We start from the raw sequence: 21,682 nt of genomic DNA on the forward strand, positions 1-21,682 counted from the left end.
TAGAAAGGAACAAAAATATGATTGAAGCATTAAGTGAAGAAAAGCAATATCAGTATCTATCCACCCTAACGCATTACGCTGATATTGCAGATAGGCGGGCGCAAGAAAACGAATTTGAAGTGTTAGTATTGCGATTAATGAAAGAACTGGCAATCGTTCCATACAAAGATGGTAACCAATGGTGCGCCTTGTACGGCGAAGATTTACAGGCTGGAATTGCCGGATTTGGCAATACTCCATTTTTGGCGATGGCAGATTTAAGAGACCAATTAAATAAGGCGTAAACCAATATAGAAACGAGCCAATAACGGATGGACCGGTAGGAATCCGGCAATTAAATAGATGTTCACCCATCATGAGGCTCTTAACAAGTAGAATTATGAGTAAACAGTCAGAAAACAGAGAAAAGCAGGGTTTTCATAAGAAATGCCCATGCTGTAGCAATTGTCTTCACTTTACCAGTGAAATAGTTAAGGAACAATCTTTCATGCCAGGAAGTTATTGGGAGTGTGAAAAGAATCTCCGTTGTGGAATTGGTGGTTTTAAGGTTGGTAAATCCAATTGGTGTCAAGAGCATAAGTTTAAGAATGATAAGAAATGAGTAGCAAGTAATAGTAACTTAGAAACTGTTTTGTCGTGTTTTATTTTGTGTTTATACCGGGTGTACCGTTCGTGAGAATAGTGCACCTTTCTTATTTGGAGAAGTGGCGGAATTGGTAGACGCTTAGTTTCAGTAGTAAAAATGCACGGATAGCATCACGAGTTGGGTAATCATGCTATTAACGCCCGACACACGTACAATCGGAAGCTGAAACGAAAAGACTGATTGCAACAGATCCCGGTTCGAGTCCGGGCTTCTCCACAAATCATTAATTAAATTTTAAATCTTATGGCAACAATCAGAGAAACAATTTTGAAAGTAAAGCCGGGTAAGCAGAAGATTATCCCGCTATCAGAGGTAGATGTGACTGGCTATCGGCAGCAGGCTCACGTGATAAGCAAGGAACTGAAAGATAAGGGAGTGCTTATTCCCAATGGCAAGCCGGCTTATACTATCTCCAAAAACAAGTACACGAACTCCATGTACATCATCAACAACATGGAGAAGTAGGCTTTTAAACCACACGATTATGAATAGAGTATTTACAGAACTCACCCCCGAATGCGAGATTACAGCACGAATGTACGCACAAGGGTATGAGAAGAAAGAGATTGCCAATCTCAAATGTAGAGCTGTCAGTACGGTAAATAACCAACTGCAAAGGGCATTTGAGGTTTTGCATGTACGGAATGGGAGAGAGCTTGCAACTATGCTTTACGAGCGGATTAGTGGAGTGAAGTTCACGATGGATTTTGCACCGATTGTACGTTCAGCGGTTGCCTGCTGCTTACTGTGTGTCTTTTCTCTTTCACTTTACCACGAACAAAGTGACATGAGAAGGCCAAGAAGGACGAGAGTTGAACGAATAGAGAGAGTGAGGAGGATAGAATGAATATTGAAGATATCTTAAATAGTGGTGCCAATGTTACTTTGACTATAAAATCCACTGATTTGAAAGAATTTGCGGAGCACCTTGTGAAGAAGACTGTGAGAAGTATCAAGGATTCTTTCATCAAGTCGGAGGAAGATTATCTTACTATTAAAGAAGCGAGCCAAATTCTGCATACTGATAAGTCAACTTTATGGAGATGGCATAGAATCGGGTATTTGTGTAGACTGGAAATTGGTGGTAAGAGATTGTACAAGAAAAGCGATGTAGATGCTATTCTACAGAAAGAAAATAATTAACCCTTTAATTTTTACGATTATGAGTAATGAAAAAGAATTAGCTCTAAAAGAGCAGGAATCTTCGTTTGAAATTCAAGCGGCAGATTTGAGTACAAGTGACCTTCCGTCTTTGGAGGATGCACAAGAATTACCGATTGATTTGTGTGGTAACTATTGGACGCCGGAACATGCCGGTGAATTTAGGAAAATGTTTTTTGTTGAAATCAAGCCGCAAAGAGTGCTGAGTGCAACCAATCCGGATGAATTGATAGATTTGGATTGTGCGACATTCTTGGAAAAAACAGAGGATGGAACCGTGCAGACGGTGACAAATGGTTCTCGCAGACTGGTTGGTATTCTTGAGCAGTATATTGAAAATGGTTCTCTTAAAACAGGGACTCCATTAAAAATTACCTACATGGGAAAAAGAAAGAATAAGACCAATAATTTTCAGTCTGACAACTGGTCTGTAAAACCGCTTCGTATTAACCTGCCAGTTGTTCGGTAATGGAGGCATTTGACTTAGATGGATTCGCAGAAGGGGAAGAACTTAACCCTTCTGCTTATAATCCGGATGATTACCCAACAAAAGAAACTATTTTAGATTTCATTGCGCTAAACTGTAATAAAAAGCCAGTCAATATTGATTTGAAATCATTGAGTAGAAATGGTACAGTAAAGCGCGATCCGATGGAATTATATCTCCAAAGCAAATATATTTCCTCTTCGAATCTTAAAAATGCCCTTAAAACTCCACGCTCTTTTTATTATGACTATGAGAGAGTTTTTGAAGAGAAGGAAAAACCTTGTTTCCAATTAGGCACATTCGCGCACATGGCATTTCTTGAACCTCGTCTGTTTGATCTCGTGAGGGTGGAACCAAAGTATAGCCAGTCTTCCAAAGAAGGTGTGATTGGGATGATTAAGTTCTATGATGAACTTTTGTCAAAAGATAAGGACTACATTCCTGATGTTGAAGAAGAACATCCTTCTGAAAGGTGGAATTTCAACGATCTGAAATACTATCGAGACAGCAGGAAGCAGAAGTGCCTTGATTTGGGATATTCTTTCATAAGCGAAGAAACTGACATGATAATCAAAGCGCTGGAGAGAAATTATTATTGGTATGGCAGTGGCATTATTCAGCAGCTTTTGAAAGGTGCACTTTCGGAAGTCTCTTTTTATGGGACAGATGAGGAAACAGGGTTGAGCGTTAGGGTAAGGCCGGATTATTTCAATGTTGAAGAGAATATTGGTGTCAATGCTGTTATCTCTTTCAAGACCACACGAGCCGATGATCTCGGCAAGTTCTACTATGATTGTGCCAAGCTCAAATATGAGTTGTCAGAAGGTATGTATCAGGAAGTGATGAGCAGTGTTACAGGGCGAAACTTCAATGTAACGATAATGATTATGTTGCAGACGGTTGAGCCTTATGATATTGCTGTTCTTTTCTGGTCTCCCGATGATTTGGCAAATGGTAAGTATAAATATCACTATGCTCTTTCAATCGTAAAGGATTGCTTTGATAAGAAGTGGTTTCCTGGCTACGATGCCAAAGCGGAAGAAGGCGCTCGTGGTGTTATTGATATGCAGCTTCCTGATTGGAGTAAAAAACTTCTTCATCCGGTAGCTATTGAAGACTTTGAATAGAAACTTATGAAAACATTATTCGATGAGGATGCAAATTACAGTCAGAAGATTTATCGACGAGATCGTCATGGGCGGTTTGCATCAGAAGAACAAGCTAAATTTGAAAAGGCGTGCTCTGAAGCAAGCTATTATAAGCAGATGTATTTCGCATCCTTGTCGAGAATGAGAGGCTTTGCCCGTATCATAAGACAGAAAGATGAACTAATTTTAAAACTGAAAGATAGATGATTGACTTAAAAGATTATACACCGGAAGAAATTAAATTTAAGCTGCCGGTTACAGTGAAATTTCCAGAAGTGATTTTCGCAGATTGTGTCTGCATGGATGATGTGAAGAAAAAACTCTCAGAGAATTTTGTCACTGTTCAGGAAAAAGATGTAGTTGCTAACCGGGTAATGGATGAGTATGAAATATCTACCATTCGTGCAAATTATGGTGAGATAGCAGAAGAACAGATGCCGGAACTGGAAAGCCAGTTCGAAAGCTTGAAAGCAAAGTTCAATGCGGAGAAAAAAGACTTTGAGGCAAAGATTTCTGCTTTAAATACTCAATTCAAAGACCTCGTTAATTTGGCGAAGAAAGGTATTAAGGATTATCCTTTAAAGATGATTGATACTTTCCGTATTCCTGTGATGGGATATTACTTGTATTACTCATGGGTGAATGAGGCATTTCGCTTGGCTTTGGTGCAAGAGATTCCAAAGCATGAATATAACGACCTGTTTAATTCAGGAGAGATGAATCAGGAAGCATTTGTTGCTCTTGGGTATGAGTTGCCGGATATTGAAGTTAAAGACACCCGTAAGAATCTTCGCAAGTTTGGGAAAGGTGAAGATATAGTAGAGGTTTGGGAAGAAGACGGTCAAGACGTTTGGTTAGAACATTGGATTGAAGATTTCCTTGACGAAGATAATGGTGAAGTGGTTCCTATCCAGCGCCATGAATGGCATAGGGTAGCGATTGAAGAAAGCCCGTGGAGAAAGGAGGATGACAATGGCGAGACTGAAACACAAGAAGGGGAGGCCGTCGAAGTATCGGACGAGTCTGAAGAATAATCCCTATTGGGAAGAAGTAAAGCGTAAAGTTCGCATTCGTGACGGGCATCGCTGTCAAATGTGCGGCAAGACTTATAATTTGGAAGTTCATCACAAAGTCTACAAGATTGGAGGCGTTTCCATTGTAGGGCATGAACTTGAATGCTTGCATTGTTTGATGACGCTTTGTGAGGATTGCCATGCAAAAGTTCATGGTAAAAAATAGCTTTGTTAACCTGCCTGCTCGGTCTGTGAAGATATAGCGGGCAAACATGGGAGCGTAGCTCAGTGGATAGAGCGCCGTGTGTGGTGGAAGGTTGGGAGTTCGAGTCTCTCAAGTAGATTCTTAGCTTAACGGGAGAGCACCACAAGCGGAGGTCGGTGGTTCGAATCCACCCGTTTCCACAAGCCTTTGAATGGACGAAGCAGAAGTAGAAACAAACAGGCTTATATAGTTTACGGGCTGCCAAAATATACGGCTATACACGACGGAAAGACGCCGAAGAACTATATGAGTGTTTCTATGAAGTAGCGGAAGAGTTGTTGTTTAGCCCCGAAGAATCCGCTTCGGGGCTTTTATTTGACAATTATTTAAAATGTTGATATATGAGACAGATAAGTAAAAAACAAGCCCAGCGAAATAGTGAGGTAGCGAAAATAAAGAAAGCATTGTCTCCTTATTGTACTATTTGTGGTAAACCAATGTCCGATGCTGCCCATTTGGTTCCGAAATCGGAATATCCAGAACATTACACCAATCCTCTCAATATCGTCGGATTGTGCCGTGAATGTCATAACAAGTACGACAATAATTTGTCTTTTAGACAAAAGCAAAAGCGGCTGATTGAGCGTGTGAAGTCTTTTGATGAATGTGCGGCAAATAGATATTTTCACTTATGAATAGCTATCAACTAATATCCAAACTTCGAAAAGTTCGGGATGACACTTACCTTACTACCGCCTCGCAAGCCTTGTACCATGAGCTTGTTGCGATATGTAATGAAATGAAGTGGAAGGATGTGTTTTTTGTCCGTAGTAATGTTCTCTGCGGTAATTTAGATATGTCTGATAATACTTTGCGTAAATCCAGAAGTAGTTTAGCTGCTTCTGGTCTTATTTATTATGAAACAAGTAAAGACAAGCGTATAGGATGTTATTACTCATTCGTTAAGAAATTGAGTAACGACATTGTATCATCCGCAGAATCATCCGCAATATCATCCTTAAAAACTGCGGATGATATTGCGGATCATATTAAGGATGAAGATATAGATAACCGTGAAGGCCGATTTATCAATGATATTCCGGGATCATCCTCAATATCATCCGCAGAATCACCCGCAAAAATTGCGGATGATAAAAAAGATACATCCTCAATATCATCCGCAAATTTTGAGTATGAAACGGAAATTCCACCTATTATAGATATTAAAACTATAAACAAAGGAGAGAGTCTCGCGCATACGCACGAGAGTCCCCCACCCAAGAAGGCTAAGTCTTCTCGCAAAAAAGAGGGTGATGAGAAGCCTCTGGTATTCCCTTTCACCTCACTGCGTTTCATGTCCACTTGGGAGGCTCTTCGTAATACACCGAAGTGGAAGAAGAAAATGAACTTGGCCCTCCAGATGTCACTAAACAAACTCGGAAAGTTTGAAGAGGAGTTTGCCATTGAACTAATGGATCGTGCTATTGAATCAGATTGGACTGGGGTGGTATTTCCTGGCACTGAACAAAAATATAAAGAATGGCTAAATCGAAAACATGGAAACAATAGGAAACTTGTTAGCAAATCAGAAGAAGAATCCGCTGGTATCAAGTCAATTACCTTTGGCGGGTAAATCTATACAGCAACAATGGAGTAATGAGAAAATAAATGCTTATTGGAAACGTGAGTTTGTTGCATCCATAAAGTCTGTCTCACCAAGTTTTACAGTAGACGATAGCAACCGATTATTACTCAATGCTATTTATCGCTGGATGTGGAAAATGACTGGTACTCTTGACGTAACCAAAGGGATATTGCTTCATGGCCCTATTGGAGTCGGAAAATCCACATTGTTGAAAGGTATGCAACATTATGCTGCAAAGGTCGCCAGATATTGTATCTGTGATAAGAATACCTGTGATACTTTTCAATTTATAAGTGCTGCCGAGATTGCCTTACAATTTGCAGAAAAGGGCATAACCTGTTTGAATAGATATACGGATAGAGGGTGTATGCATCATCTTGCTATTGATGAGGTAGGACGGGAGCCTATGGAATCTAAATATTTTGGCACCGGCATCAATGTTATACAAACTGTTCTTCAACTCAGATATGAACAGAGGTATGATTTTTATACTCATATTACTACAAATCTAGATCCTAATACTGAGTTTTCTTCATATTACGAGTCTTACGTCACTGATCGAGTAAAAGAAATGTTCAACGTAATCAAAATGGAAGGAAAGAGTAGAAGATGAAAGACCTCAAACTTGTTGCGACTATCCTGTCCGTATTGGCAGCATACGTTGCTTTTTATTTTATCTGTTATTGGATAGCGGACTATTGTTTAAGAACTTATTTATAAAAACAAGAATTATGAGTAAGATATTGAAGCAAGGTGAGATCTATAAGTATCCCAAGGGTACCAAGGTTAGAATCAAAGATAATGTACAATGTCATCAGCAATACCATGATGGCGGTACTCTTATCTTTCAAGAACGGAAAGATGTACATAAGGGGGAATATCGTGTAGGTATTCAAGTAGAATTAGGAGTTTGTTTCGATTTTCACCCAGATGATTACGAATTGATTAAACTGAAACAAAAATGAGCCATGAGAATAAAATTAAAAAGTAAATACATCAAAATGGACTTTGACACCAAGGATATCAAGATGATATCTATTCCATCAAAGCCACATTATCACCAAGTAGATTTATGCTTGACCGATAAGGACGAAAAATCAATGAACGTATGTATTGCGTCACTCGATTTTTGTTCATCCAATAATTTCGAGGATGCACAGAAGCTCGGCGAAGAGATAGCTCGGAGATGGAATGAGTGTACTGATAAAAAGTAATTCAGAAAAAAGATGAATACAACAGCAGAAGAATATTTGGAAGAGCGAACAGAGTGGTTTGAAGCTGTTCAGGAAGATTTAATAGCCCCAAGCCATGCAAGAATTGCTATTGCAATGGCACGGTTGGCGATGAAGGAAAAAGCTATTGAATCTTATATCGAAAATTGCGAGTACAAATCAGATTGGTGTTGCGGTTGTGCGGAAGCTCGTGGAGCAATCCTTTCTGAACCGGATGTATGTATGGGTAGGGATTGCCCTTATGTTAAAGGATTTATTGAAAAACTTAATTCATAATTGAATAAAGATGAATAAATCAGAAGAATATATCGAGAATGAGAGCTTTGTGGTAGTCAATCCTGATTATCCAGTTATCTCAAAAGAAAATGCTCTTAAAGCCGTAGATATGGCACGTGAAGAAGGCGCCAACAATCTGATTGAACAGTCAGTATTCAATGGGCACATGAAATATCAACAGGGAATGGACTTCATGAAGCAAAAAGCTATTGAAGCGTATAAAAACGCTTGTCGCTTTGGTTCGTCCGGCTGTTGCCAGATTAAAAAAGATGCTGGTAAGTGTGACTGTGACGAGTTGAAAGATTTTATTAATGAATTAGCGTAAAACGATATAGAAACGAGCCAATAACGGATGGACCGGTAGGAATCCGGCAATTAAATAGATGTTCACCCATCATGAGGCTCTTAACAAGTAGATAAATGAAAAAATTAGAGCATATTTCCATCATTGATTTCTGTTATTGGAGGCTTGAAGAACTAAATAAAAAGCTATCTTATCCCCAATCGCCAATAGAAGCAGCAATTGATAACGCTTGTGGATATGACCGGATGAAGGAGCTGAAAGATGATGCGATATCTCTTGTAGAGCAAATTATTGAAAGCAAGAAAGCTATTGATGTTGATTATACTGGTGATAATGCATTTCTTGAAAAATTGAAAAGTAATTAACCCTTTAAAATGAAATACCAAAACATTCCAAGTATCTACCCCGGTCCAGCCCCGCCAGGCGAGGAAGGACTACATTAACCACTTCCGCCAGGAGAAGCCTTTAGAAGGTATATACTTCACTGGCTTCATTCGGGAAGTTTTGGAAAAACGATCTCGACGCAAGTCAAAGGACTATGCTGCCGTCTACGATGCTATTATCAAGCATATTGATAACTTCTCTGAAGAGTTTGATTGCGACATATTCACGAACTCTATTACTGCGGAGTTCTTGGATGATTTCATCATCTACCTGGAAGACCAGGGACTAAGGCATAACACAATTGTTGGGTATATCCAAAAGATTCAATCACTTGTTCGACGGGCCAGCCAGTATAACTATGCAGTAGATACGACCTACGATGAGATTGATTTACGGGAGGAGCCGACAAATGCGGTGTTTCTTTCGATGAATGAGATTACGCGTATCTACTATTACAAGTTTTTGAAGCAGGATAAGCGGAAAGCTAAGGAACGCATCCGGGACTTATTTGTTATCGGTTGCCTTACCGCCTTACGCTATTCTGATTATTCTACCCTTACAGCAGATAACTTACAGCAAGGCTATATTGTGAAGCGGACAAAGAAGACTAACGTTGATGTCAAGGTGCCGGCCCATGACTACGTATTGGAGATATTCGAGAAATATCATGGACTGATTCCAAGTGGCTTGTGCATTCAGTACTTCAACAAGTACCTGAAGGTAATAATGCGCGAAATCGGTCTGACGGATAAGATCACCTATTCATATACCCAGGGTGGGAAGCTAATCACTGTCACTCGTGAGAAGTGGGAATTAATTAGTAGTCATACAGCGAGAAGAAGCGCTGCAACCAATATGTATCTGACCGGTCGCATGAAGACCTTTGAGATTATGAAACTCACCGGGCACCGGTCCGAACAGAATTTCTTCCGCTACATACGTTTGACATCGGAAGATACGGCACGTGCCATATCTGGTGATAGTTTTTGGAGGAAATAATCAATAATTTAAAAACAATGAGAATAATAAAATTTAGAGGAAAGAGCCTTATAAATAACAGTTGGATAGATGGCTCTCTCGCATTAGAAGGAGAAAATGCCTATATAAGTTATGGTACAGTTGATTTCTCTGAAGTTGCTCCTACAACAGTGGAACAATTTACCGGACTACTTGATAAGGCTGGTAAGGAAATCTATGAAGGTGATATTATCGAATGCAACGGAGATATTTGTAAGGTCGTATATAGCGCACATTATGCCGGATTTGCACTTGATAAAAAAGGTTGGGCATATCTCCATTTCTTTGGAGAAGCATTTAGCAATTATGATTGCCTTGTTATTGGAAACATACACGATAATATTGAATTGTTGAAAGGAGGCGAACTATGAATTTGAACCACTTACGCGACTGCGCTTATAAGTGCGCTTGCGATCATGGATTCCATGATGAAGAATTAAGTAACGAACACTGTATCATGTTAGTGATTACTGAACTATCAGAATCCGTGGAAGCAGATAGAAAGAATCATTATTGTGAAACAGATAAGTGCAAGAGGCTACTTTCCTTAGGAAAAGAATTTGATTACGTATTCTGCAATTTCATTAAAGATACAGTAGAGGATGAGCTTGCTGATACTTGTATACGCCTATTTGATTTGGCCGGTCTGAGAAATCTCAATCTTAACAGGTTTGCCTTTGTTAATGTGGTTTCAAAGAAAAAGACCTTTACGGAAAACATCTATGCTATTGTAAAAGACATAATGAACTATAAATACTCATTGGAAGAGCAGGTTAATTATGCGATTACACAAGTGTTCTCCTTTGCAGATATACTTGGAATAGACTTGCTTTGGCATATCGAGAAAAAGATGGCGTACAATGAATTACGCCCTAAGTTACATGGAAAGAAATACTAAGTCATGAAAGTAGAAGATTTGCATATAGGAATGAAGGTAGTAGAATTGCTGCCTTCCCCACAGGGAATAAGAGAAACGATCCCAATGGATGTCGTAGCCATATTCAAAGACGGAGACATCTATCTCGACTTTGAAGGCAATGAGGGGGATGTTTGGGAAGCGAAAGCAAAGGATCTGAAACAAATAAATGTTAGAGAATGAGAGCAGTAGATAAGAAACTAAAGCGTAATAAACAAGCCCTTCCTGATGATCGTAAGAAAGTCGATACTTCTGTCAATGGAGACGCTGAACGTCTTGTGGAGGAGCACAGAAAGACTGAGAAGAAGTTATTCCCGTTGCGTATAGACCACCGGACTACTATCTATGTGACGAAAGACAAACTCACTTCTGAATATGTGGAGCAATATAAGAAACGGATGAGTATTCAGGATGAATCTTGCCTAAAAAGGCCGATGAAGGGATTATCTAAGAATAACCTGTATAACCTCTATATCACTCAAGGAAAGACACTCCAAGAAACTGCTGATGCTATAGGAGTATGTAGCAGAACTATTGCGTATCACTTGCAGAAATATGGAATTAATAAAAAGAAGAATGGAAAAGATAATTGATAACAACGTACATTATGACGCAATGAGAATGGCTTTGAAAGTGGAGTTCCTTGCAAATAGTGAGGAACTCTTTTTATATGTTGGTGCTCTCTATGCTGCTATGATGTGGGGTAGGGGGATTGATGAAAAGAGCAAGGCTACTGATGTTCCAGGGGAATAAAGAAAGGGAACCAAGCGCACGACCACCCAATTCCCCTTCATATGATGGAGAATCTCTTCTCCTCACACGATTATGATGCAAATATACTATTTACTTTTAAAATAATCGTGCTATGCAAAAAGAATTTTCAGCAGTTGTAGAGCTTAAATCTATCAGAGAACAGAAGTCGAGACTTTCAGAGAGAGAACAAGAACTATCAGAGCCTCTATTACATGACTATTCGCTTATTGAGGAGATATACTCTTGGTTCAAAGAAATGCTCTCCGGGTTATTGTTGCCTCCATGTGTGGATAGTCCAACACAGAGAAAGAAGTTCATCTTCATAATCCTTTTCCTGTATTCTCCCAGTACGCTGGCAGGCGGTAAGATGAAAGTAGGGTTGAGGGATAAGATAGCGGAAGTTACCGGATGTACCGGTTCTTTAATTTCTCACAATTGCGAAGATGTGACGTTTTTCTATCAGCAGTATAAATCCCATAGGCAGGATATAGACTATCTTTACACCGAAATTATTAATCGGTTAAAAATCAAAGGGCTAATCAAGTGAAAGCCGGAGTTTAGCGCTCCGGCTTATTTATTAATACTGATTTTATTTCGCTAGCTGCTTTTAAAGCATTATCTATATTTCGAAAAAGATTATAATCGGAAAGCGTGTTTTCGTTCCCATCATATACAATTGGCATTGGATGAATACTAATTATCGCATTTTTCTCTGTAAGAGTCAGATAGTAATAGGTTTCTCCTATTATTGGAATAAAATGTTGTGCCATATATTTATTCTCCTTTCTCTATTTTGATCTTCTTTCCACAGTGAGGGCAAGTGATAGTATGCTCCTCTTTTTCTTCTCCTATCAATTCAGTGATAGGCACATTGAGAACGCTGGCAATCTTTAGAAGATTATCCAAAGAAGGTGAAGACTTTCCGGTTACAATGTTGCTGACAGCCACCTTTGAGATACCAACTTGTTCAGCGAGCCACGCAGAAGTAACATTGCGTTCACTCATAAATTCTTTTATTCGTAAGTCCATAAACTATACTTTATTTTGATTACTCCGCAAAGTAATGTGAACTTTATCATATAACCTAATATTGATAAAGTTTTATTTATTAAATATTCTTAACTGATAAAGAAAACTATATCAAAAATGCTGCTTTTAATAAAGTTCTCTTTATCTTTGCATCATCAGAAACGAAGTAATAACAATTAAAAGATATACGATTATGAAAGAGCGAAACGGGCAATATCAATACGAAGTTGAAAACGTGCATATAAGCACAATACAAGTAGGTGATACCATTTTGGATGCTGATGGGTTGTTGAAGACTGTATGTCGTAACAATATAAGTATAGATCGATTTATGGGACGATCTTTATTCGGTGATACTTATTGCCTGGGTACTATCCCTGTGAAGAAGGTGAGGTTTGTATTGAGAGCTAAATGATAATTTACTTGTAAAAAGAAGTTTAACCGGCAGGGCGAAAGCCCTGCATGATATAGAAGATTATGACAAAAGAAGAAGTTTATAAATTGGCGACAGTTGAGAATCCTATTATCAACGATAATGGCAATAGAATAGAATTTGCCAATGGTGAGGTATATGCAAAGCAGTCAATCACTAATTTGTATTGCAAAGTAAAAATCTACTTTTAATCCGGTAGCCAAAAGACTACCATAACCCCTTTGAATCATGAAAGCGATAGTAGAAAATCCGTTAATGAATTGCGAAGAAATGAGCATGTTTGTATTTGTTCAAATTATCAATGAGATAACATCTTCTTCTTATGAAGATGAGTTGAAAGTGAACATGAATTGTTTGTGCGTAAGAGTCCCCTATTTAAGGCTTTATTTTGATTATGGATTCGAGATGAATTGTATGTGGGTGAAAGAACACGGCTATTCTGAAAGAATGATATTGGTTGAATTTTAATCCGGTAGCCTTCGGGCTACCACAATATACACGATTATGAAAGCAATTTCAACTCAACTACTAAATAGTGATATAATTAAAAAACTACCTGATAATTATGGCATAAATAAAACAGGTGGCGTGATTCGGATGGATCAATTTCTATCTTTTATTACCGTGAAGTTAAATAAAACAGATGGTCTTGGTAGCGACATGGGGTGGTCATACCGTAAAAACGACACGGGATCGCTAATTATGCAAGGTGGGTGGTATAAAGAAGTAGAGTGGCTTGATTGTATAAAATATGGCAAGAATCTTCAAAATCCTTATAATAATTTTGTTAACCTATTTGGTATATGGGACATCCTTAATGATAATGGTAGAACCTTCGTTTTGGACTATTACAAGAAAGATTTAGAAGAATTGATATTTGCAGAAGAACAGTCAATAGTATTCTATAATAGAAAAATATCTATTTGCGAGTCCAAGATTCAGCAGATAAATGAAATTATAAACTGTAAATAAATGATTATGGATAGAAAAGAAGAAATATATGCAGCGAACCCATATAGCTATAGTAGTTATATAGAATATGGCAAAAGACTTGGTTTTTTCGCCGGTGCTGAATGGGCAGACGCTCATCCTAAGAATCCGTGGATAAGCGTAAAGGACAGCTTGCCAGAATCCGATGATCTCATGATAACCGGATGCTGGTGCTCTGAGTATTTCAAATATATTCAGCGTGGGCTATACGACAAAAATAGTGGCGAATGGCGTGATGATTGCGGTAATGTAATTTGTGTTACTCATTATATGCCTATTGTAGAACCTAAATAGTAGTGATTATGAAAGTACCCAATAACACAAAAATTATTCTTGAAATGACGGCTTTTGATGCTCAATTCATTTTGCCTGCATTGGTAAAACAATATTATCAAAAAGCTACTTGGGGTATTACGAATCCCGGTGAATATCCACCTAATTATTGGTATGTACCCAAATCAAAAGAAGCAAAGCAATTATTATCTACAATAAAACATATTGAAAAACAATTAAAAGAACAAGGCTTATGGACTCAATAAACGTAAACGGTTGCAGCGTATGCCAACCCGGTAAAGAGAACTATTGTACCTACACTACCAAGTTAAGAGGTAAGAGAGTGAGAATGTACCAGTACGACTATCGTATTGAAAGTGGTGATCTGTTCGCTTGCTGTGCGCCTACTTTAGAGGCGTGCAGAGAGAAAAGAGACGCTTGGCTGAAAAGTCTTTCACAATAACACCATTGTGAAGAATGAAGATTGAAGATATTTCGTTATCTTTGGTTGCGGTAGTACCTTTGGGGTACTATCGCGGGTTAGAGCAGTGGTCAGCTCGTCACTTTGACTTGGTGAAGGTCAGCGGTTCGAATCCGTTACCCGCAACAATGATTATTAACTTTTAAAATACACACGATTATGGAAATTTTGACGCTTATCATTAAGCAAAAATTCTTTGATGAGATTATCAAAGGCACGAAAAAACAAGAGTTCAGAGAGATACGTCCGAATAGTCAAGCAAAATATTGCGAACTGGATAATGAAGGATTTTGCAAAGAAGTTGACGGTGTATTGCAGCCTCGCAAGTATGATGCAATTCGTTTCTTTGTTGGTTATAACAAAGACCGTGCTTCGGCTTTGGTTAAGGTTGAAGGTGCGAAGATTGAACTCTTTGAGGACGAAGATGGTAATCTCATTGAATATAAAGATAAAGGTGAAAGTTATTTAGCTGCACAGGTCGTTTATGACCTTGGTGAAATAATAGAGAAGAATGTTTAACTATTAATTAAAAAAGCTGAGTCAGACAAAGAACAGGTTTTGCAACCTCTAACTACAGAGGTGGTCGTAGAGGGCTAACGGTGCCCGGTACAGGTAGAACGTCAAACGGTGGTCGATTTATCACCCGTAGACAGCAGTATGGTAATATCCGCAGAGGATTAGGCATGAGTGGGGGATGACCTTACTTGAGAAGACATACAGTAATATAGACCTCATTCGAGTAAAATCGAGTGAGGCTATCTTGTTTTGTAGTCTCGGTAAAGATTCACTGGTTCTGCTTGATTTAATCTATCCGAAGTTTGACCGGATTGTTTGTGTGTTCATGTGCTTCGTTGAAGGCTTAGATCACATCGAAAGATGGATAGGTTGGGTAAAGGCAAAATATCCAAAGATTGAATTTGTACAAGTGCCTCACTGGAACTTGACATACATTCTTCGATCTGGTATGTATTGCGTGCCTAATCCGAAAGTAAAACTATTGAAGCTTGCCGATGTGGTGAAATCCATGCAACTGAAGTATGGTATCTATTACACCTTTCTCGGTATGAAGAAAGCGGACGGTATGAACCGTAGGTTGATGCTGAAAGGTTATGAGGTAAACGGATACGAAAATAAAGGTCTGTGTTATCCTTTGGCCGATTGGACGCAAAAGGATATTCTTGCCTACATGAAAATGCACCGGCTGCCCGAACCGGTACGATATTCATTGAAAGCCAGTTCAGGTGTTGGCTTCAATCTCGATTGTATGCTATGGATTCGTGCCAACTATCCACAGGACTTACAGAAGATTTATAAGGTATTTCCCATGAGTGAAAGAATTTTATTTGAGTATGACAATGGAACTAAGTAAATACATAAAGAGTGAATCGGTAGAACTTAACCGTTCTGCCATTCACTTTGCCGATTATAATCCAAGAAAACTTTCTGATGAATCACGTAAAACTTTAAAGCGTGGCATCAAGAAGTTCGGGTTAGTCGGTGGAATTGTCGTGAACAAGCGTACTGGATTGACCGTAGTCAGTGGACACCAGCGTTTATCCGTCATGGATGAATTGCAGAAATTTCCCGATAATGACTATCGCATCCGTGTTGATGTAATTGACGTGGACGAACAGCAGGAAAAGGAGTTGAACATTCTTATGAATAATCCAAATGCGCAAGGTACATGGGATTTCGATGCACTTGCCCAGATTGTTCCCGATATTGATTGGAAAGACGCAGGTTTGACCGATGCTGACCTGAATATGATTGGCGTTGACTATCTGTTGCAGACCGAAGAGGAAAGTTCTATTGCAGATGCTCTGTCTAATATGATGGCTCCGGTCACCGAACAGAAAGAAGCAGATAAAGCCGCCAAGCAATTAGAGCGTGCCGAAAAGGTAGCCCACATGAAGGAAGTCAAGCAACAAGTAAAAGAGAACGCACAGAAGACAGCTGAGGATATGGATGCCTATGTGATGTTGTCCTTTGATACCTACGAGGCGAAAGCTGCTTTCTGTGAAAGGTTCGGGTATGACGCAGATATGAAGTTTATAAAAGGAGAAGTTTTCGATGAACAAGTAGAAAGGATTGATTAAAATGAAAGCATCAGAAGAATTTGGAGAAACTATCGACACGATAGATAACTTATTAGGTGCATTGGAAATTCCTATGCCAGCCGAGTTTCATGTAAGCCAAATGAAACGTGAATTAAAAGAGGTTTCTGAAAAATTAAAGCGGATATACGTTGAGGAAGAAGGCGAAAATCCGTGGGATGAATAAATGATATGAGTAATAGTGAATCTCAAAATACAAAAGGTAAAGGAGGAAGAAAGCCTAAGTTTGATTACACAAGCGAGGACTTTCTTTCTCTCGTAGAGTCGTATGCCAAAAAGGGATTCACGGACAAGGAAATTGCTCATGCTATTGGACTGTGTCCTCAAACATTCTGTGAGAAGAAGAACGAATACCCCGAATTTAGCGAAGTACTATCACGCGCGCGTTGTGCAATTAACTCACTGGTGCGTGCCAAGTTCCTTGCTATGGCTTTGGGTGGTGTCAAGACAAAAAGCACCACTATCCGGAAAATCAAGGATAAGGAAGGAAACCTAACGGGTGAGGAAGAAGTTCAAACCGTAGAAGGTGAACTGGCTCCCAGCTTGCAAGCACAGTCTGTTTGGCTTTACCATTACGATGAAGAATGGAGGAAGATAGAGCGTAAGCAGGATGAAGATGCCGACATTCCCACAGACATAAACCACGGTATCAGTATTGATTCATGGATTAAAGATAAGCTGAAATGATAGTACCCCAAGAAATTTACCATCCATTATACGAAGATAAGGAGAAATTTATTATCCTTGTCACCGGAGGAAGAGGTAGCGGAAAAAGTTTCAATGCTTCCACCTTCATCGAACGTCTTACCTTTGAAATGACGGAAGCCGAGAAGATAGTCCACCAGATTCTCTATACCCGTTATACGATGGTTTCCGCAGGTATGTCTATCATTCCGGAAATGATGGAAAAGATAGAACTGGACGGAACAGAGAAGTATTTCCGAACCACCAAGACGGATATAGTCAATAAAATGACGAAAAGCCGTATCATGTTCCGGGGTATCAAAACTTCATCAGGTAATCAGACGGCAAAGCTGAAATCAATTCAGGGTATTACTACTTTCGTCTGCGATGAAGCGGAAGAGTGGACGAATGAAGAAGAGTTCGACAAGATAATGCTCTCTATCCGTAAGAAAGGGATTCAGAACCGGATTATCATCATAATGAACCCTTGCGACTCCAATCACTTCATTTACAAGAAATACATCGAGAATACTCATAAGCTTGTAGAGATTGACGGAGTACAGGTACAGATTTCCACTCATCCGAACGTGCTCCACATTCATACTACCTATTTCGACAACTTGGAGAACCTTTCTCCTGAGTTCCTGAAAGAGGTAGAGGATATGAAGTTGAATAGCCCCGAAAAGTACGCCCATGTGGTTATCGGGCGTTGGGCTGATGTTGCGGAAGGTGCGGTGTTCAAGAAGTGGGGTATCGTGAAAGAGTTTCCTTCTTATGCAAAGAAAGTGGCTCTTGCATCTGACTGGGGTTATACTAATGACCCATCAACCGGTATTCGTTGCGGTATTGTAGATAATCGGTTGTATGTAGATGAGCTATTCTATGAAACTGGAATGCTAACCAATGCCATTGCCGAGAAACTAAAGCCGTGGGGACTAAAAGTATATGGAGATAGTGCCGATCCCCGTTTGATACAAGAAATTAAGAATCGAGGTGTGAACATCTACCCGGTAGATAAGTTCCCCGGATCGATTAAAGCAGGTATAGATAAAATCCATGAAATGGAGTTGTATGTTACAGAACGTTCGTACCATATTATAGAGGAACTTCGGAAATATGTTTGGGATAAAGACAAAGACGGGCATTACATCAATGAACCGGTAGACGCTTGGAATCATTGTATCGATCCCATTAGGTACTATATTTTGGGACATATTCTCGGACGTATTTTGAAGCCGAAAGATTTAACTGGAATATTCACACATTAAAAATATAGCAGAGTCAAAAGTTTAGAAGAAATATTAGCATTACCCGACATCGGGCAGAAGATAAGCTACCTAAAGAAAGGAAGAAAGACCGAACTTCCTGACCGTTGCAAACTTTGGGACGATTGGAATCCTGAACGCCATGAAATCATGGTAGACAAAGAGAAGTACCCGGACAGAAAGGTGCTTGAAAAGGATGCGGAAAAAGTTTTCGATGAGAAGACTGGTAAGACTTGCGAGGTTGAAGCACAGTACAAAACTGAGCCGGTAAACCGTATCTCCATTCCATTGGAACAGGATATTGTTAACATTCAAACAGCTTTCACAGTAGGCACTGAGCCTTCAATAGACTGCACTCCAACGGATGATGATGAAAAGAAACTTCTGGATGCCGTTAAAGCCGTATTCAAGTCTAACAAAATCAAGTACCAAAACAAGAAGATAGTCCGTTCCTGGCTCTCCGAGCAAGAGGTTGCCGAATATTGGTATGTTGCCGATGATGATTCGTTCTGGAATAAGTTTTGGAAGAAAGTAAAGACTACCTTCGGAGGCAAGGTAAAACCTGCCAAGAAGTTGAAAAGCGTGTTATGGTCTCCATTCAGAGGCGATACACTCTACCCGTTCTTCAATGATGAAGGTGATATGATTGCTTTCTCCCGCGAGTATAAGAAGAAGCTCATGGATGATTCGGAAATTACCTGCTTTATGACTATTACCGATAAGATGGTCTACCAATGGGATTTGTCTAAGGGGTATGAGGAAAGATCTTCATTCGCTCATGGATTCCCTAAACTGCCGGTTATCTATGCTTACCGTCGCGAAACATTCTGTAAGAAGATTAAGACCTTCCGCGTGCGGTTGGAGAAACTTCTTTCAAACTATGCCGATTGTATCGACTATCATTTCTTCCCGATACTCCAACTTATTGGTGATGTGGAAGGCTTTATGGGAAAGGTTAAAGATAGGATGGTTAAACTTACAGGGCAGGGAGCAGGTGCTTCATATCTAACTTGGAACCAAGTGCCGGATACAATCAAATTTGAAGCTGAAACGCTTACCAACATGGCTTATGATATGTCAAATACTCCGCGCATCTCCTTTGAGACATTGAAAGGTGTGGGAAAAGCGTCCGGTACAGCTTTTCGTTTTATGTTCATGGGTGCCCACATGGCTGTCGAAAACCACGGTGAGGTTATCGGAGAGTTCTTGCAACGTAGGGTTAATTTCATTGTTTCCGCTTTAGGCTCAATCAATCCTTCTGAGTTCAACAAAGTTTCACAGACGATTGATATAGAAACCGATCTTGTTCCATATATGATTGATGATTTGGATGATAAGGTTTCTACGGCTGTCTCCGCAGTGGGTGGTGGCATTTGGTCAACACGTGAAGGTATCATGTTCGCGGGGAATGCTGATAGGGTAGAAGAAGAACTTGCTGAAATCAAGGAAGAGCAAGCTGCAAAGAATACTCAAACCAGAAATAAAGAACAGAAAATAGCTTCGTAGTCAGAAAAATTGCGGGGTTAATAATTTTAGTATAAGAAAAATAGAACATTATGGGAAAGAAGAAAGGTTCAAAGAAAAAAGGTAAAGGCTGTTAGGCTTCCTTTGGGATAGCGGTGATTCGACAGGGTTGCCGCTATTTTTTTTTGCTTAATATTCTAAATATTAGAAAAATGTTTTGATTTTCAGAAAATGAATATTACCTTTGCTTCAAATAAATATGTTATGAGAATAATATCATTTGCAGCTATAAGAAACTATGTTATAAAGCACGCTGATTCTGACGTGCCTCTACGTGACTGGTATAAAAAGACTGAAAAAGCAGATTGGTCATGTTTGGCTGACATTAAAAAAACATTCAACAGTGTGGATTATGTAGGCAATGACAGGTTTGTTTTTAATATCAAAGGTAACGATTACAGATTGGTTGCACTGGTATTGTTTGCCGCTAAAAAGGTATTTATCCGCTGGATTGGTACTCATAAAGAATATGATAATAAAGATTGTTCTAACGCTTAAAATATTAGAATATGGCAAAGATAAAAACAGAAAAACAGTACAAGGCGGCTTGCGCAAGAGTCGAAGAACTGCTAAAGGTTGTTGGCAATGATACTCCAATTGATGATAAAAATTATCTTGAATTGGACTTAATATCTGATTTAGTTGCTGATTATGAAGAAGAACATTATCCAATAGAAGCACCTTCCTTAGTTGATGTTATTAAACTTCGTATGTATGAACTTGGGCTTACTCAAACGAAGCTGTCGGAACTGTTGAATGTTAGTCCGTCACGTGTAAGTGAGTATCTCTCTGGGAAGTGTGAGCCGACCTTGAAGGTTGCTCGTGAGATGAGCCGGAAATTGAATATTGATGCTAATATAGTGCTGGGAGTATAAAACTTCTCTTTCCAAACTTATTTAGGCGTGATTCCTACCCGGTTTCACGCTTTTTTTATGCTATTTCTTCACAATCCCTTCTTAGTGAATTCTACACTATCCAATTATTTCCCTTCCACCTACTTACTTCCTACTTTTATACCACGAATTTCAAATAACAATTTAATTCATACAGTATGAATATTCAAGAACTTATTTTAGCAGGACTTCAAACCAAGTTTACTGGGGTGGATGCTGCTATTCTCACCCGGATCGCCACTAAAAAGGCAGAGGGTGTAACGGACGAAAGCCAAGTACAGACAATCGTGGATGGAGTAGGCTTTCCGGACGTGTTAAATTCCTATGGCGATTTCCGGGCCGGGGATGCTACCCGTACTTCAGTTCTGAACTACGAGAAGAAGCATAACCTTAAAGACGGTAAGCCAATCGAGAACCCTAACCCAAATCCTAACCCAAATCCGAAACCGGAAGAACAGCCCGACATTACAACCATCATTGCAAACGCGGTGAGTGCTGCTGTCAAGCCTCTTTCCGATGAGTTTACCCAGTTCAAGGCTGAGAAGTCACAGGCTACCCGTCAAGAGCAGATTTTGGCAAAGGCAAAGGAGTACGGAATTCCCGAAAATTACGCTAAGAGATGTGCCATCAAAGACGATGAAGACTTGGATGCTTATTTCAAGGATTTGAAGCAGGACTTTGCAAATGACGGTTTCAAAGGCGTAACCCCTCCCGAATCAGCAGAGCAAAAGATTGAGAAAGAGTCTGAATCTATTGCCAAGATGATTGACGAGGGAACAAAAACTATTGTTGAACAAAACAAGAATTAA

40 protein-coding genes and 1 tRNA gene are annotated in these 21,682 nt (G+C 39.4%); 39 read left to right on the top strand and 2 right to left on the bottom strand.

Going from position 1 to position 21,682, the window contains the following annotated elements; genetic code table 11:
• Nucleotides 1-17 precede the first annotated feature (17 nt).
• The 22 genes from AAE250_RS20590 (at nucleotide 18) to AAE250_RS20695 (ending at nucleotide 11,734) form a co-directional block, all read left to right on the top strand.
• Nucleotides 18-284 (top strand): hypothetical protein, encoded by a 267-nt coding sequence (locus AAE250_RS20590; RefSeq protein WP_294600027.1) that lies wholly within the window; start codon nucleotides 18-20, stop codon nucleotides 282-284.
• A 605-nt stretch (nucleotides 285-889) separates the two neighbouring features.
• Entirely contained in the window at nucleotides 890-1,111 is a 222-nt protein-coding gene (locus AAE250_RS20595) for a hypothetical protein (protein ID WP_294600023.1), read from the top strand.
• 19 nt (nucleotides 1,112-1,130) lie between these two features.
• Nucleotides 1,131-1,493, top strand: coding sequence for a DNA-binding response regulator (locus AAE250_RS20600; protein WP_294600021.1), 363 nt, complete (start codon nucleotides 1,131-1,133; stop codon nucleotides 1,491-1,493).
• The gene (locus AAE250_RS20605; protein WP_294600019.1) at nucleotides 1,490-1,789 is read left to right on the top strand and encodes a helix-turn-helix domain-containing protein; all 300 of its coding nucleotides are present in this window, start codon (nucleotides 1,490-1,492) and stop codon (nucleotides 1,787-1,789) included. Before AAE250_RS20600 ends, AAE250_RS20605 begins: the two co-directional genes overlap by 4 nt.
• 19 nt (nucleotides 1,790-1,808) lie before the next feature.
• Entirely contained in the window at nucleotides 1,809-2,276 is a 468-nt protein-coding gene (locus AAE250_RS20610) for a hypothetical protein (RefSeq protein ID WP_294600018.1), read from the top strand.
• Complete coding sequence (locus AAE250_RS20615; protein ID WP_294600016.1) at nucleotides 2,276-3,421, top strand: PD-(D/E)XK nuclease-like domain-containing protein; 1,146 nt, start codon at nucleotides 2,276-2,278, stop codon at nucleotides 3,419-3,421. Before AAE250_RS20610 ends, AAE250_RS20615 begins: the two co-directional genes overlap by 1 nt.
• A 6-nt stretch (nucleotides 3,422-3,427) precedes the next feature.
• A complete protein-coding gene (locus AAE250_RS20620) occupies nucleotides 3,428-3,649 on the top strand; it encodes a hypothetical protein (protein ID WP_294600014.1) in 222 nt (73 codons plus the stop codon).
• Entirely contained in the window at nucleotides 3,646-4,476 is an 831-nt protein-coding gene (locus tag AAE250_RS20625) for a hypothetical protein (protein WP_294600012.1), read from the top strand. The genes AAE250_RS20620 and AAE250_RS20625 overlap by 4 nt, the downstream gene beginning before the upstream one ends.
• A 585-nt stretch (nucleotides 4,477-5,061) precedes the next feature.
• A complete protein-coding gene (locus tag AAE250_RS20630; RefSeq protein WP_294600009.1) occupies nucleotides 5,062-5,355 on the top strand; it encodes an HNH endonuclease in 294 nt (97 codons plus the stop codon).
• Nucleotides 5,352-6,293 carry a hypothetical protein gene (locus AAE250_RS20635; protein WP_294600008.1) on the top strand — a complete coding sequence of 314 codons (942 nt, stop codon included), beginning with the start codon at nucleotides 5,352-5,354 and terminating at the stop codon, nucleotides 6,291-6,293. The genes AAE250_RS20630 and AAE250_RS20635 overlap by 4 nt, the downstream gene beginning before the upstream one ends.
• Nucleotides 6,217-6,918 carry a hypothetical protein gene (locus tag AAE250_RS20640; RefSeq protein ID WP_294600006.1) on the top strand — a complete coding sequence of 234 codons (702 nt, stop codon included), beginning with the start codon at nucleotides 6,217-6,219 and terminating at the stop codon, nucleotides 6,916-6,918. Before AAE250_RS20635 ends, AAE250_RS20640 begins: the two co-directional genes overlap by 77 nt.
• 118 nt (nucleotides 6,919-7,036) lie before the next feature.
• Entirely contained in the window at nucleotides 7,037-7,270 is a 234-nt protein-coding gene (locus AAE250_RS20645) for a hypothetical protein (RefSeq protein ID WP_294600003.1), read from the top strand.
• 261 nt (nucleotides 7,271-7,531) lie between these two features.
• Nucleotides 7,532-7,813 (top strand): hypothetical protein, encoded by a 282-nt coding sequence (locus AAE250_RS20650; protein ID WP_294600000.1) that lies wholly within the window; start codon nucleotides 7,532-7,534, stop codon nucleotides 7,811-7,813.
• A gap of 10 nt (nucleotides 7,814-7,823) precedes the next feature.
• Entirely contained in the window at nucleotides 7,824-8,138 is a 315-nt protein-coding gene (locus tag AAE250_RS20655; RefSeq protein WP_294599997.1) for a hypothetical protein, read from the top strand.
• A gap of 95 nt (nucleotides 8,139-8,233) precedes the next feature.
• A complete protein-coding gene (locus AAE250_RS20660) occupies nucleotides 8,234-8,482 on the top strand; it encodes a hypothetical protein (protein WP_294599994.1) in 249 nt (82 codons plus the stop codon).
• Nucleotides 8,483-8,555: 73 nt separating this feature from the next.
• The gene (locus tag AAE250_RS20665) at nucleotides 8,556-9,500 is read left to right on the top strand and encodes a phage integrase SAM-like domain-containing protein (RefSeq protein WP_294600203.1); all 945 of its coding nucleotides are present in this window, start codon (nucleotides 8,556-8,558) and stop codon (nucleotides 9,498-9,500) included.
• A gap of 17 nt (nucleotides 9,501-9,517) precedes the next feature.
• Nucleotides 9,518-9,889: a YopX family protein gene (locus AAE250_RS20670; protein ID WP_294599990.1), complete on the top strand. Its 372-nt coding sequence runs from the start codon at nucleotides 9,518-9,520 to the stop codon at nucleotides 9,887-9,889.
• Nucleotides 9,886-10,416: a hypothetical protein gene (locus AAE250_RS20675; protein ID WP_294599987.1), complete on the top strand. Its 531-nt coding sequence runs from the start codon at nucleotides 9,886-9,888 to the stop codon at nucleotides 10,414-10,416. The genes AAE250_RS20670 and AAE250_RS20675 overlap by 4 nt, the downstream gene beginning before the upstream one ends.
• Before the next feature lie 3 nt (nucleotides 10,417-10,419).
• A complete protein-coding gene (locus AAE250_RS20680; RefSeq protein WP_294599984.1) occupies nucleotides 10,420-10,617 on the top strand; it encodes a hypothetical protein in 198 nt (65 codons plus the stop codon).
• Nucleotides 10,614-11,027, top strand: a complete 414-nt coding sequence (locus AAE250_RS20685) for a hypothetical protein (RefSeq protein WP_294599982.1) — start codon at nucleotides 10,614-10,616, stop codon at nucleotides 11,025-11,027. The genes AAE250_RS20680 and AAE250_RS20685 overlap by 4 nt, the downstream gene beginning before the upstream one ends.
• Nucleotides 11,011-11,187, top strand: coding sequence for a hypothetical protein (locus tag AAE250_RS20690; protein ID WP_294599980.1), 177 nt, complete (start codon nucleotides 11,011-11,013; stop codon nucleotides 11,185-11,187). The genes AAE250_RS20685 and AAE250_RS20690 overlap by 17 nt, the downstream gene beginning before the upstream one ends.
• A gap of 112 nt (nucleotides 11,188-11,299) precedes the next feature.
• Nucleotides 11,300-11,734 carry a hypothetical protein gene (locus AAE250_RS20695; RefSeq protein WP_294599977.1) on the top strand — a complete coding sequence of 145 codons (435 nt, stop codon included), beginning with the start codon at nucleotides 11,300-11,302 and terminating at the stop codon, nucleotides 11,732-11,734.
• Nucleotides 11,735-11,744: 10 nt separating this feature from the next.
• On the opposite strand, the gene AAE250_RS20700 is transcribed toward AAE250_RS20695, so the two are convergent.
• Both AAE250_RS20700 and AAE250_RS20705 read right to left on the bottom strand, forming a co-directional pair.
• Nucleotides 11,745-11,957 carry a hypothetical protein gene (locus AAE250_RS20700; RefSeq protein WP_294599974.1) on the bottom strand — a complete coding sequence of 71 codons (213 nt, stop codon included), beginning with the start codon at nucleotides 11,955-11,957 and terminating at the stop codon, nucleotides 11,745-11,747.
• A gap of 4 nt (nucleotides 11,958-11,961) precedes the next feature.
• Complete coding sequence (locus tag AAE250_RS20705; protein ID WP_122125484.1) at nucleotides 11,962-12,216, bottom strand: helix-turn-helix domain-containing protein; 255 nt, start codon at nucleotides 12,214-12,216, stop codon at nucleotides 11,962-11,964.
• Nucleotides 12,217-12,693: 477 nt separating this feature from the next.
• Between AAE250_RS20705 and AAE250_RS20710 the strand changes: the two genes are divergently transcribed.
• From AAE250_RS20710 to AAE250_RS20790, 17 genes are all read left to right on the top strand, one after another.
• On the top strand, nucleotides 12,694-12,840 hold the full coding sequence (locus AAE250_RS20710) for a hypothetical protein (protein ID WP_294599967.1): 147 nt from the start codon (nucleotides 12,694-12,696) through the stop codon (nucleotides 12,838-12,840).
• 37 nt (nucleotides 12,841-12,877) lie between these two features.
• On the top strand, nucleotides 12,878-13,117 hold the full coding sequence (locus AAE250_RS20715; protein ID WP_294599964.1) for a hypothetical protein: 240 nt from the start codon (nucleotides 12,878-12,880) through the stop codon (nucleotides 13,115-13,117).
• A gap of 36 nt (nucleotides 13,118-13,153) precedes the next feature.
• Entirely contained in the window at nucleotides 13,154-13,621 is a 468-nt protein-coding gene (locus AAE250_RS20720; protein WP_294599962.1) for a hypothetical protein, read from the top strand.
• A 6-nt stretch (nucleotides 13,622-13,627) separates the two neighbouring features.
• Entirely contained in the window at nucleotides 13,628-13,933 is a 306-nt protein-coding gene (locus AAE250_RS20725) for a hypothetical protein (RefSeq protein WP_294599959.1), read from the top strand.
• Nucleotides 13,934-13,941: 8 nt separating this feature from the next.
• Nucleotides 13,942-14,178: a hypothetical protein gene (locus tag AAE250_RS20730; protein ID WP_294599956.1), complete on the top strand. Its 237-nt coding sequence runs from the start codon at nucleotides 13,942-13,944 to the stop codon at nucleotides 14,176-14,178.
• Entirely contained in the window at nucleotides 14,166-14,375 is a 210-nt protein-coding gene (locus AAE250_RS20735; RefSeq protein ID WP_294599953.1) for a DUF3873 family protein, read from the top strand. Before AAE250_RS20730 ends, AAE250_RS20735 begins: the two co-directional genes overlap by 13 nt.
• Before the next feature lie 71 nt (nucleotides 14,376-14,446).
• Nucleotides 14,447-14,519 (top strand) — tRNA-Val (locus AAE250_RS20740).
• A 33-nt stretch (nucleotides 14,520-14,552) separates the two neighbouring features.
• The gene (locus AAE250_RS20745; RefSeq protein WP_294599950.1) at nucleotides 14,553-14,912 is read left to right on the top strand and encodes an ASCH domain-containing protein; all 360 of its coding nucleotides are present in this window, start codon (nucleotides 14,553-14,555) and stop codon (nucleotides 14,910-14,912) included.
• A 175-nt stretch (nucleotides 14,913-15,087) separates the two neighbouring features.
• Entirely contained in the window at nucleotides 15,088-15,762 is a 675-nt protein-coding gene (locus AAE250_RS20750; protein WP_294599948.1) for a phosphoadenosine phosphosulfate reductase domain-containing protein, read from the top strand.
• Nucleotides 15,749-16,489, top strand: coding sequence for a ParB/RepB/Spo0J family partition protein (locus AAE250_RS20755; RefSeq protein WP_294599945.1), 741 nt, complete (start codon nucleotides 15,749-15,751; stop codon nucleotides 16,487-16,489). Before AAE250_RS20750 ends, AAE250_RS20755 begins: the two co-directional genes overlap by 14 nt.
• 1 nt (nucleotide 16,490) lies before the next feature.
• Nucleotides 16,491-16,673: a hypothetical protein gene (locus AAE250_RS20760; RefSeq protein WP_294599944.1), complete on the top strand. Its 183-nt coding sequence runs from the start codon at nucleotides 16,491-16,493 to the stop codon at nucleotides 16,671-16,673.
• 5 nt (nucleotides 16,674-16,678) lie between these two features.
• A complete protein-coding gene (locus AAE250_RS20765; protein WP_294599941.1) occupies nucleotides 16,679-17,194 on the top strand; it encodes a hypothetical protein in 516 nt (171 codons plus the stop codon).
• Complete coding sequence (locus AAE250_RS20770) at nucleotides 17,191-18,459, top strand: PBSX family phage terminase large subunit (RefSeq protein ID WP_294599939.1); 1,269 nt, start codon at nucleotides 17,191-17,193, stop codon at nucleotides 18,457-18,459. Before AAE250_RS20765 ends, AAE250_RS20770 begins: the two co-directional genes overlap by 4 nt.
• A 30-nt stretch (nucleotides 18,460-18,489) precedes the next feature.
• Nucleotides 18,490-19,962 carry a phage portal protein gene (locus AAE250_RS20775; RefSeq protein ID WP_294600201.1) on the top strand — a complete coding sequence of 491 codons (1,473 nt, stop codon included), beginning with the start codon at nucleotides 18,490-18,492 and terminating at the stop codon, nucleotides 19,960-19,962.
• 222 nt (nucleotides 19,963-20,184) lie between these two features.
• The gene (locus tag AAE250_RS20780; protein WP_294599937.1) at nucleotides 20,185-20,478 is read left to right on the top strand and encodes a type II toxin-antitoxin system HigB family toxin; all 294 of its coding nucleotides are present in this window, start codon (nucleotides 20,185-20,187) and stop codon (nucleotides 20,476-20,478) included.
• A gap of 11 nt (nucleotides 20,479-20,489) precedes the next feature.
• Nucleotides 20,490-20,855 (top strand): helix-turn-helix domain-containing protein, encoded by a 366-nt coding sequence (locus tag AAE250_RS20785; protein ID WP_294599936.1) that lies wholly within the window; start codon nucleotides 20,490-20,492, stop codon nucleotides 20,853-20,855.
• Between the two features lie 176 nt (nucleotides 20,856-21,031).
• Nucleotides 21,032-21,682: a hypothetical protein gene (locus tag AAE250_RS20790; protein ID WP_294599933.1), complete on the top strand. Its 651-nt coding sequence runs from the start codon at nucleotides 21,032-21,034 to the stop codon at nucleotides 21,680-21,682.

Origin of the sequence: Bacteroides sp. GD17 (assembly GCF_038448625.1) — a bacterium.
GTDB lineage: Bacteria > Bacteroidota > Bacteroidia > Bacteroidales > Bacteroidaceae > Bacteroides.

Bases quoted from the DNA above. Each gene is read 5' to 3' on its own strand.
- AAE250_RS20590 (WP_294600027.1), top strand. From the start codon at position 18: ATGATTGAAGCATTAAGTGAAGAAAAGCAATATCAGTATCTATCCACC.
- AAE250_RS20595 (WP_294600023.1), top strand. From the start codon at position 890: ATGGCAACAATCAGAGAAACAATTTTGAAAGTAAAGCCGGGTAAGCAG.
- AAE250_RS20600 (WP_294600021.1), top strand. From the start codon at position 1,131: ATGAATAGAGTATTTACAGAACTCACCCCCGAATGCGAGATTACAGCA.
- AAE250_RS20605 (WP_294600019.1), top strand. From the start codon at position 1,490: ATGAATATTGAAGATATCTTAAATAGTGGTGCCAATGTTACTTTGACT.
- AAE250_RS20610 (WP_294600018.1), top strand. From the start codon at position 1,809: ATGAGTAATGAAAAAGAATTAGCTCTAAAAGAGCAGGAATCTTCGTTT.
- AAE250_RS20615 (WP_294600016.1), top strand. From the start codon at position 2,276: ATGGAGGCATTTGACTTAGATGGATTCGCAGAAGGGGAAGAACTTAAC.
- AAE250_RS20620 (WP_294600014.1), top strand. From the start codon at position 3,428: ATGAAAACATTATTCGATGAGGATGCAAATTACAGTCAGAAGATTTAT.
- AAE250_RS20625 (WP_294600012.1), top strand. From the start codon at position 3,646: ATGATTGACTTAAAAGATTATACACCGGAAGAAATTAAATTTAAGCTG.
- AAE250_RS20630 (WP_294600009.1), top strand. From the start codon at position 5,062: ATGAGACAGATAAGTAAAAAACAAGCCCAGCGAAATAGTGAGGTAGCG.
- AAE250_RS20635 (WP_294600008.1), top strand. From the start codon at position 5,352: ATGAATAGCTATCAACTAATATCCAAACTTCGAAAAGTTCGGGATGAC.
- AAE250_RS20640 (WP_294600006.1), top strand. From the start codon at position 6,217: ATGGAAACAATAGGAAACTTGTTAGCAAATCAGAAGAAGAATCCGCTG.
- AAE250_RS20645 (WP_294600003.1), top strand. From the start codon at position 7,037: ATGAGTAAGATATTGAAGCAAGGTGAGATCTATAAGTATCCCAAGGGT.
- AAE250_RS20650 (WP_294600000.1), top strand. From the start codon at position 7,532: ATGAATACAACAGCAGAAGAATATTTGGAAGAGCGAACAGAGTGGTTT.
- AAE250_RS20655 (WP_294599997.1), top strand. From the start codon at position 7,824: ATGAATAAATCAGAAGAATATATCGAGAATGAGAGCTTTGTGGTAGTC.
- AAE250_RS20660 (WP_294599994.1), top strand. From the start codon at position 8,234: ATGAAAAAATTAGAGCATATTTCCATCATTGATTTCTGTTATTGGAGG.
- AAE250_RS20670 (WP_294599990.1), top strand. From the start codon at position 9,518: ATGAGAATAATAAAATTTAGAGGAAAGAGCCTTATAAATAACAGTTGG.
- AAE250_RS20675 (WP_294599987.1), top strand. From the start codon at position 9,886: ATGAATTTGAACCACTTACGCGACTGCGCTTATAAGTGCGCTTGCGAT.
- AAE250_RS20680 (WP_294599984.1), top strand. From the start codon at position 10,420: ATGAAAGTAGAAGATTTGCATATAGGAATGAAGGTAGTAGAATTGCTG.
- AAE250_RS20685 (WP_294599982.1), top strand. From the start codon at position 10,614: ATGAGAGCAGTAGATAAGAAACTAAAGCGTAATAAACAAGCCCTTCCT.
- AAE250_RS20690 (WP_294599980.1), top strand. From the start codon at position 11,011: ATGGAAAAGATAATTGATAACAACGTACATTATGACGCAATGAGAATG.
- AAE250_RS20695 (WP_294599977.1), top strand. From the start codon at position 11,300: ATGCAAAAAGAATTTTCAGCAGTTGTAGAGCTTAAATCTATCAGAGAA.
- AAE250_RS20700 (WP_294599974.1), bottom strand. From the start codon at position 11,957: ATGGCACAACATTTTATTCCAATAATAGGAGAAACCTATTACTATCTG.
- AAE250_RS20705 (WP_122125484.1), bottom strand. From the start codon at position 12,216: ATGGACTTACGAATAAAAGAATTTATGAGTGAACGCAATGTTACTTCT.
- AAE250_RS20710 (WP_294599967.1), top strand. From the start codon at position 12,694: ATGACAAAAGAAGAAGTTTATAAATTGGCGACAGTTGAGAATCCTATT.
- AAE250_RS20715 (WP_294599964.1), top strand. From the start codon at position 12,878: ATGAAAGCGATAGTAGAAAATCCGTTAATGAATTGCGAAGAAATGAGC.
- AAE250_RS20720 (WP_294599962.1), top strand. From the start codon at position 13,154: ATGAAAGCAATTTCAACTCAACTACTAAATAGTGATATAATTAAAAAA.
- AAE250_RS20725 (WP_294599959.1), top strand. From the start codon at position 13,628: ATGGATAGAAAAGAAGAAATATATGCAGCGAACCCATATAGCTATAGT.
- AAE250_RS20730 (WP_294599956.1), top strand. From the start codon at position 13,942: ATGAAAGTACCCAATAACACAAAAATTATTCTTGAAATGACGGCTTTT.
- AAE250_RS20735 (WP_294599953.1), top strand. From the start codon at position 14,166: ATGGACTCAATAAACGTAAACGGTTGCAGCGTATGCCAACCCGGTAAA.
- AAE250_RS20745 (WP_294599950.1), top strand. From the start codon at position 14,553: ATGGAAATTTTGACGCTTATCATTAAGCAAAAATTCTTTGATGAGATT.
- AAE250_RS20750 (WP_294599948.1), top strand. From the start codon at position 15,088: ATGACCTTACTTGAGAAGACATACAGTAATATAGACCTCATTCGAGTA.
- AAE250_RS20755 (WP_294599945.1), top strand. From the start codon at position 15,749: ATGGAACTAAGTAAATACATAAAGAGTGAATCGGTAGAACTTAACCGT.
- AAE250_RS20760 (WP_294599944.1), top strand. From the start codon at position 16,491: ATGAAAGCATCAGAAGAATTTGGAGAAACTATCGACACGATAGATAAC.
- AAE250_RS20765 (WP_294599941.1), top strand. From the start codon at position 16,679: ATGAGTAATAGTGAATCTCAAAATACAAAAGGTAAAGGAGGAAGAAAG.
- AAE250_RS20770 (WP_294599939.1), top strand. From the start codon at position 17,191: ATGATAGTACCCCAAGAAATTTACCATCCATTATACGAAGATAAGGAG.
- AAE250_RS20780 (WP_294599937.1), top strand. From the start codon at position 20,185: ATGAGAATAATATCATTTGCAGCTATAAGAAACTATGTTATAAAGCAC.
- AAE250_RS20785 (WP_294599936.1), top strand. From the start codon at position 20,490: ATGGCAAAGATAAAAACAGAAAAACAGTACAAGGCGGCTTGCGCAAGA.
- AAE250_RS20790 (WP_294599933.1), top strand. From the start codon at position 21,032: ATGAATATTCAAGAACTTATTTTAGCAGGACTTCAAACCAAGTTTACT.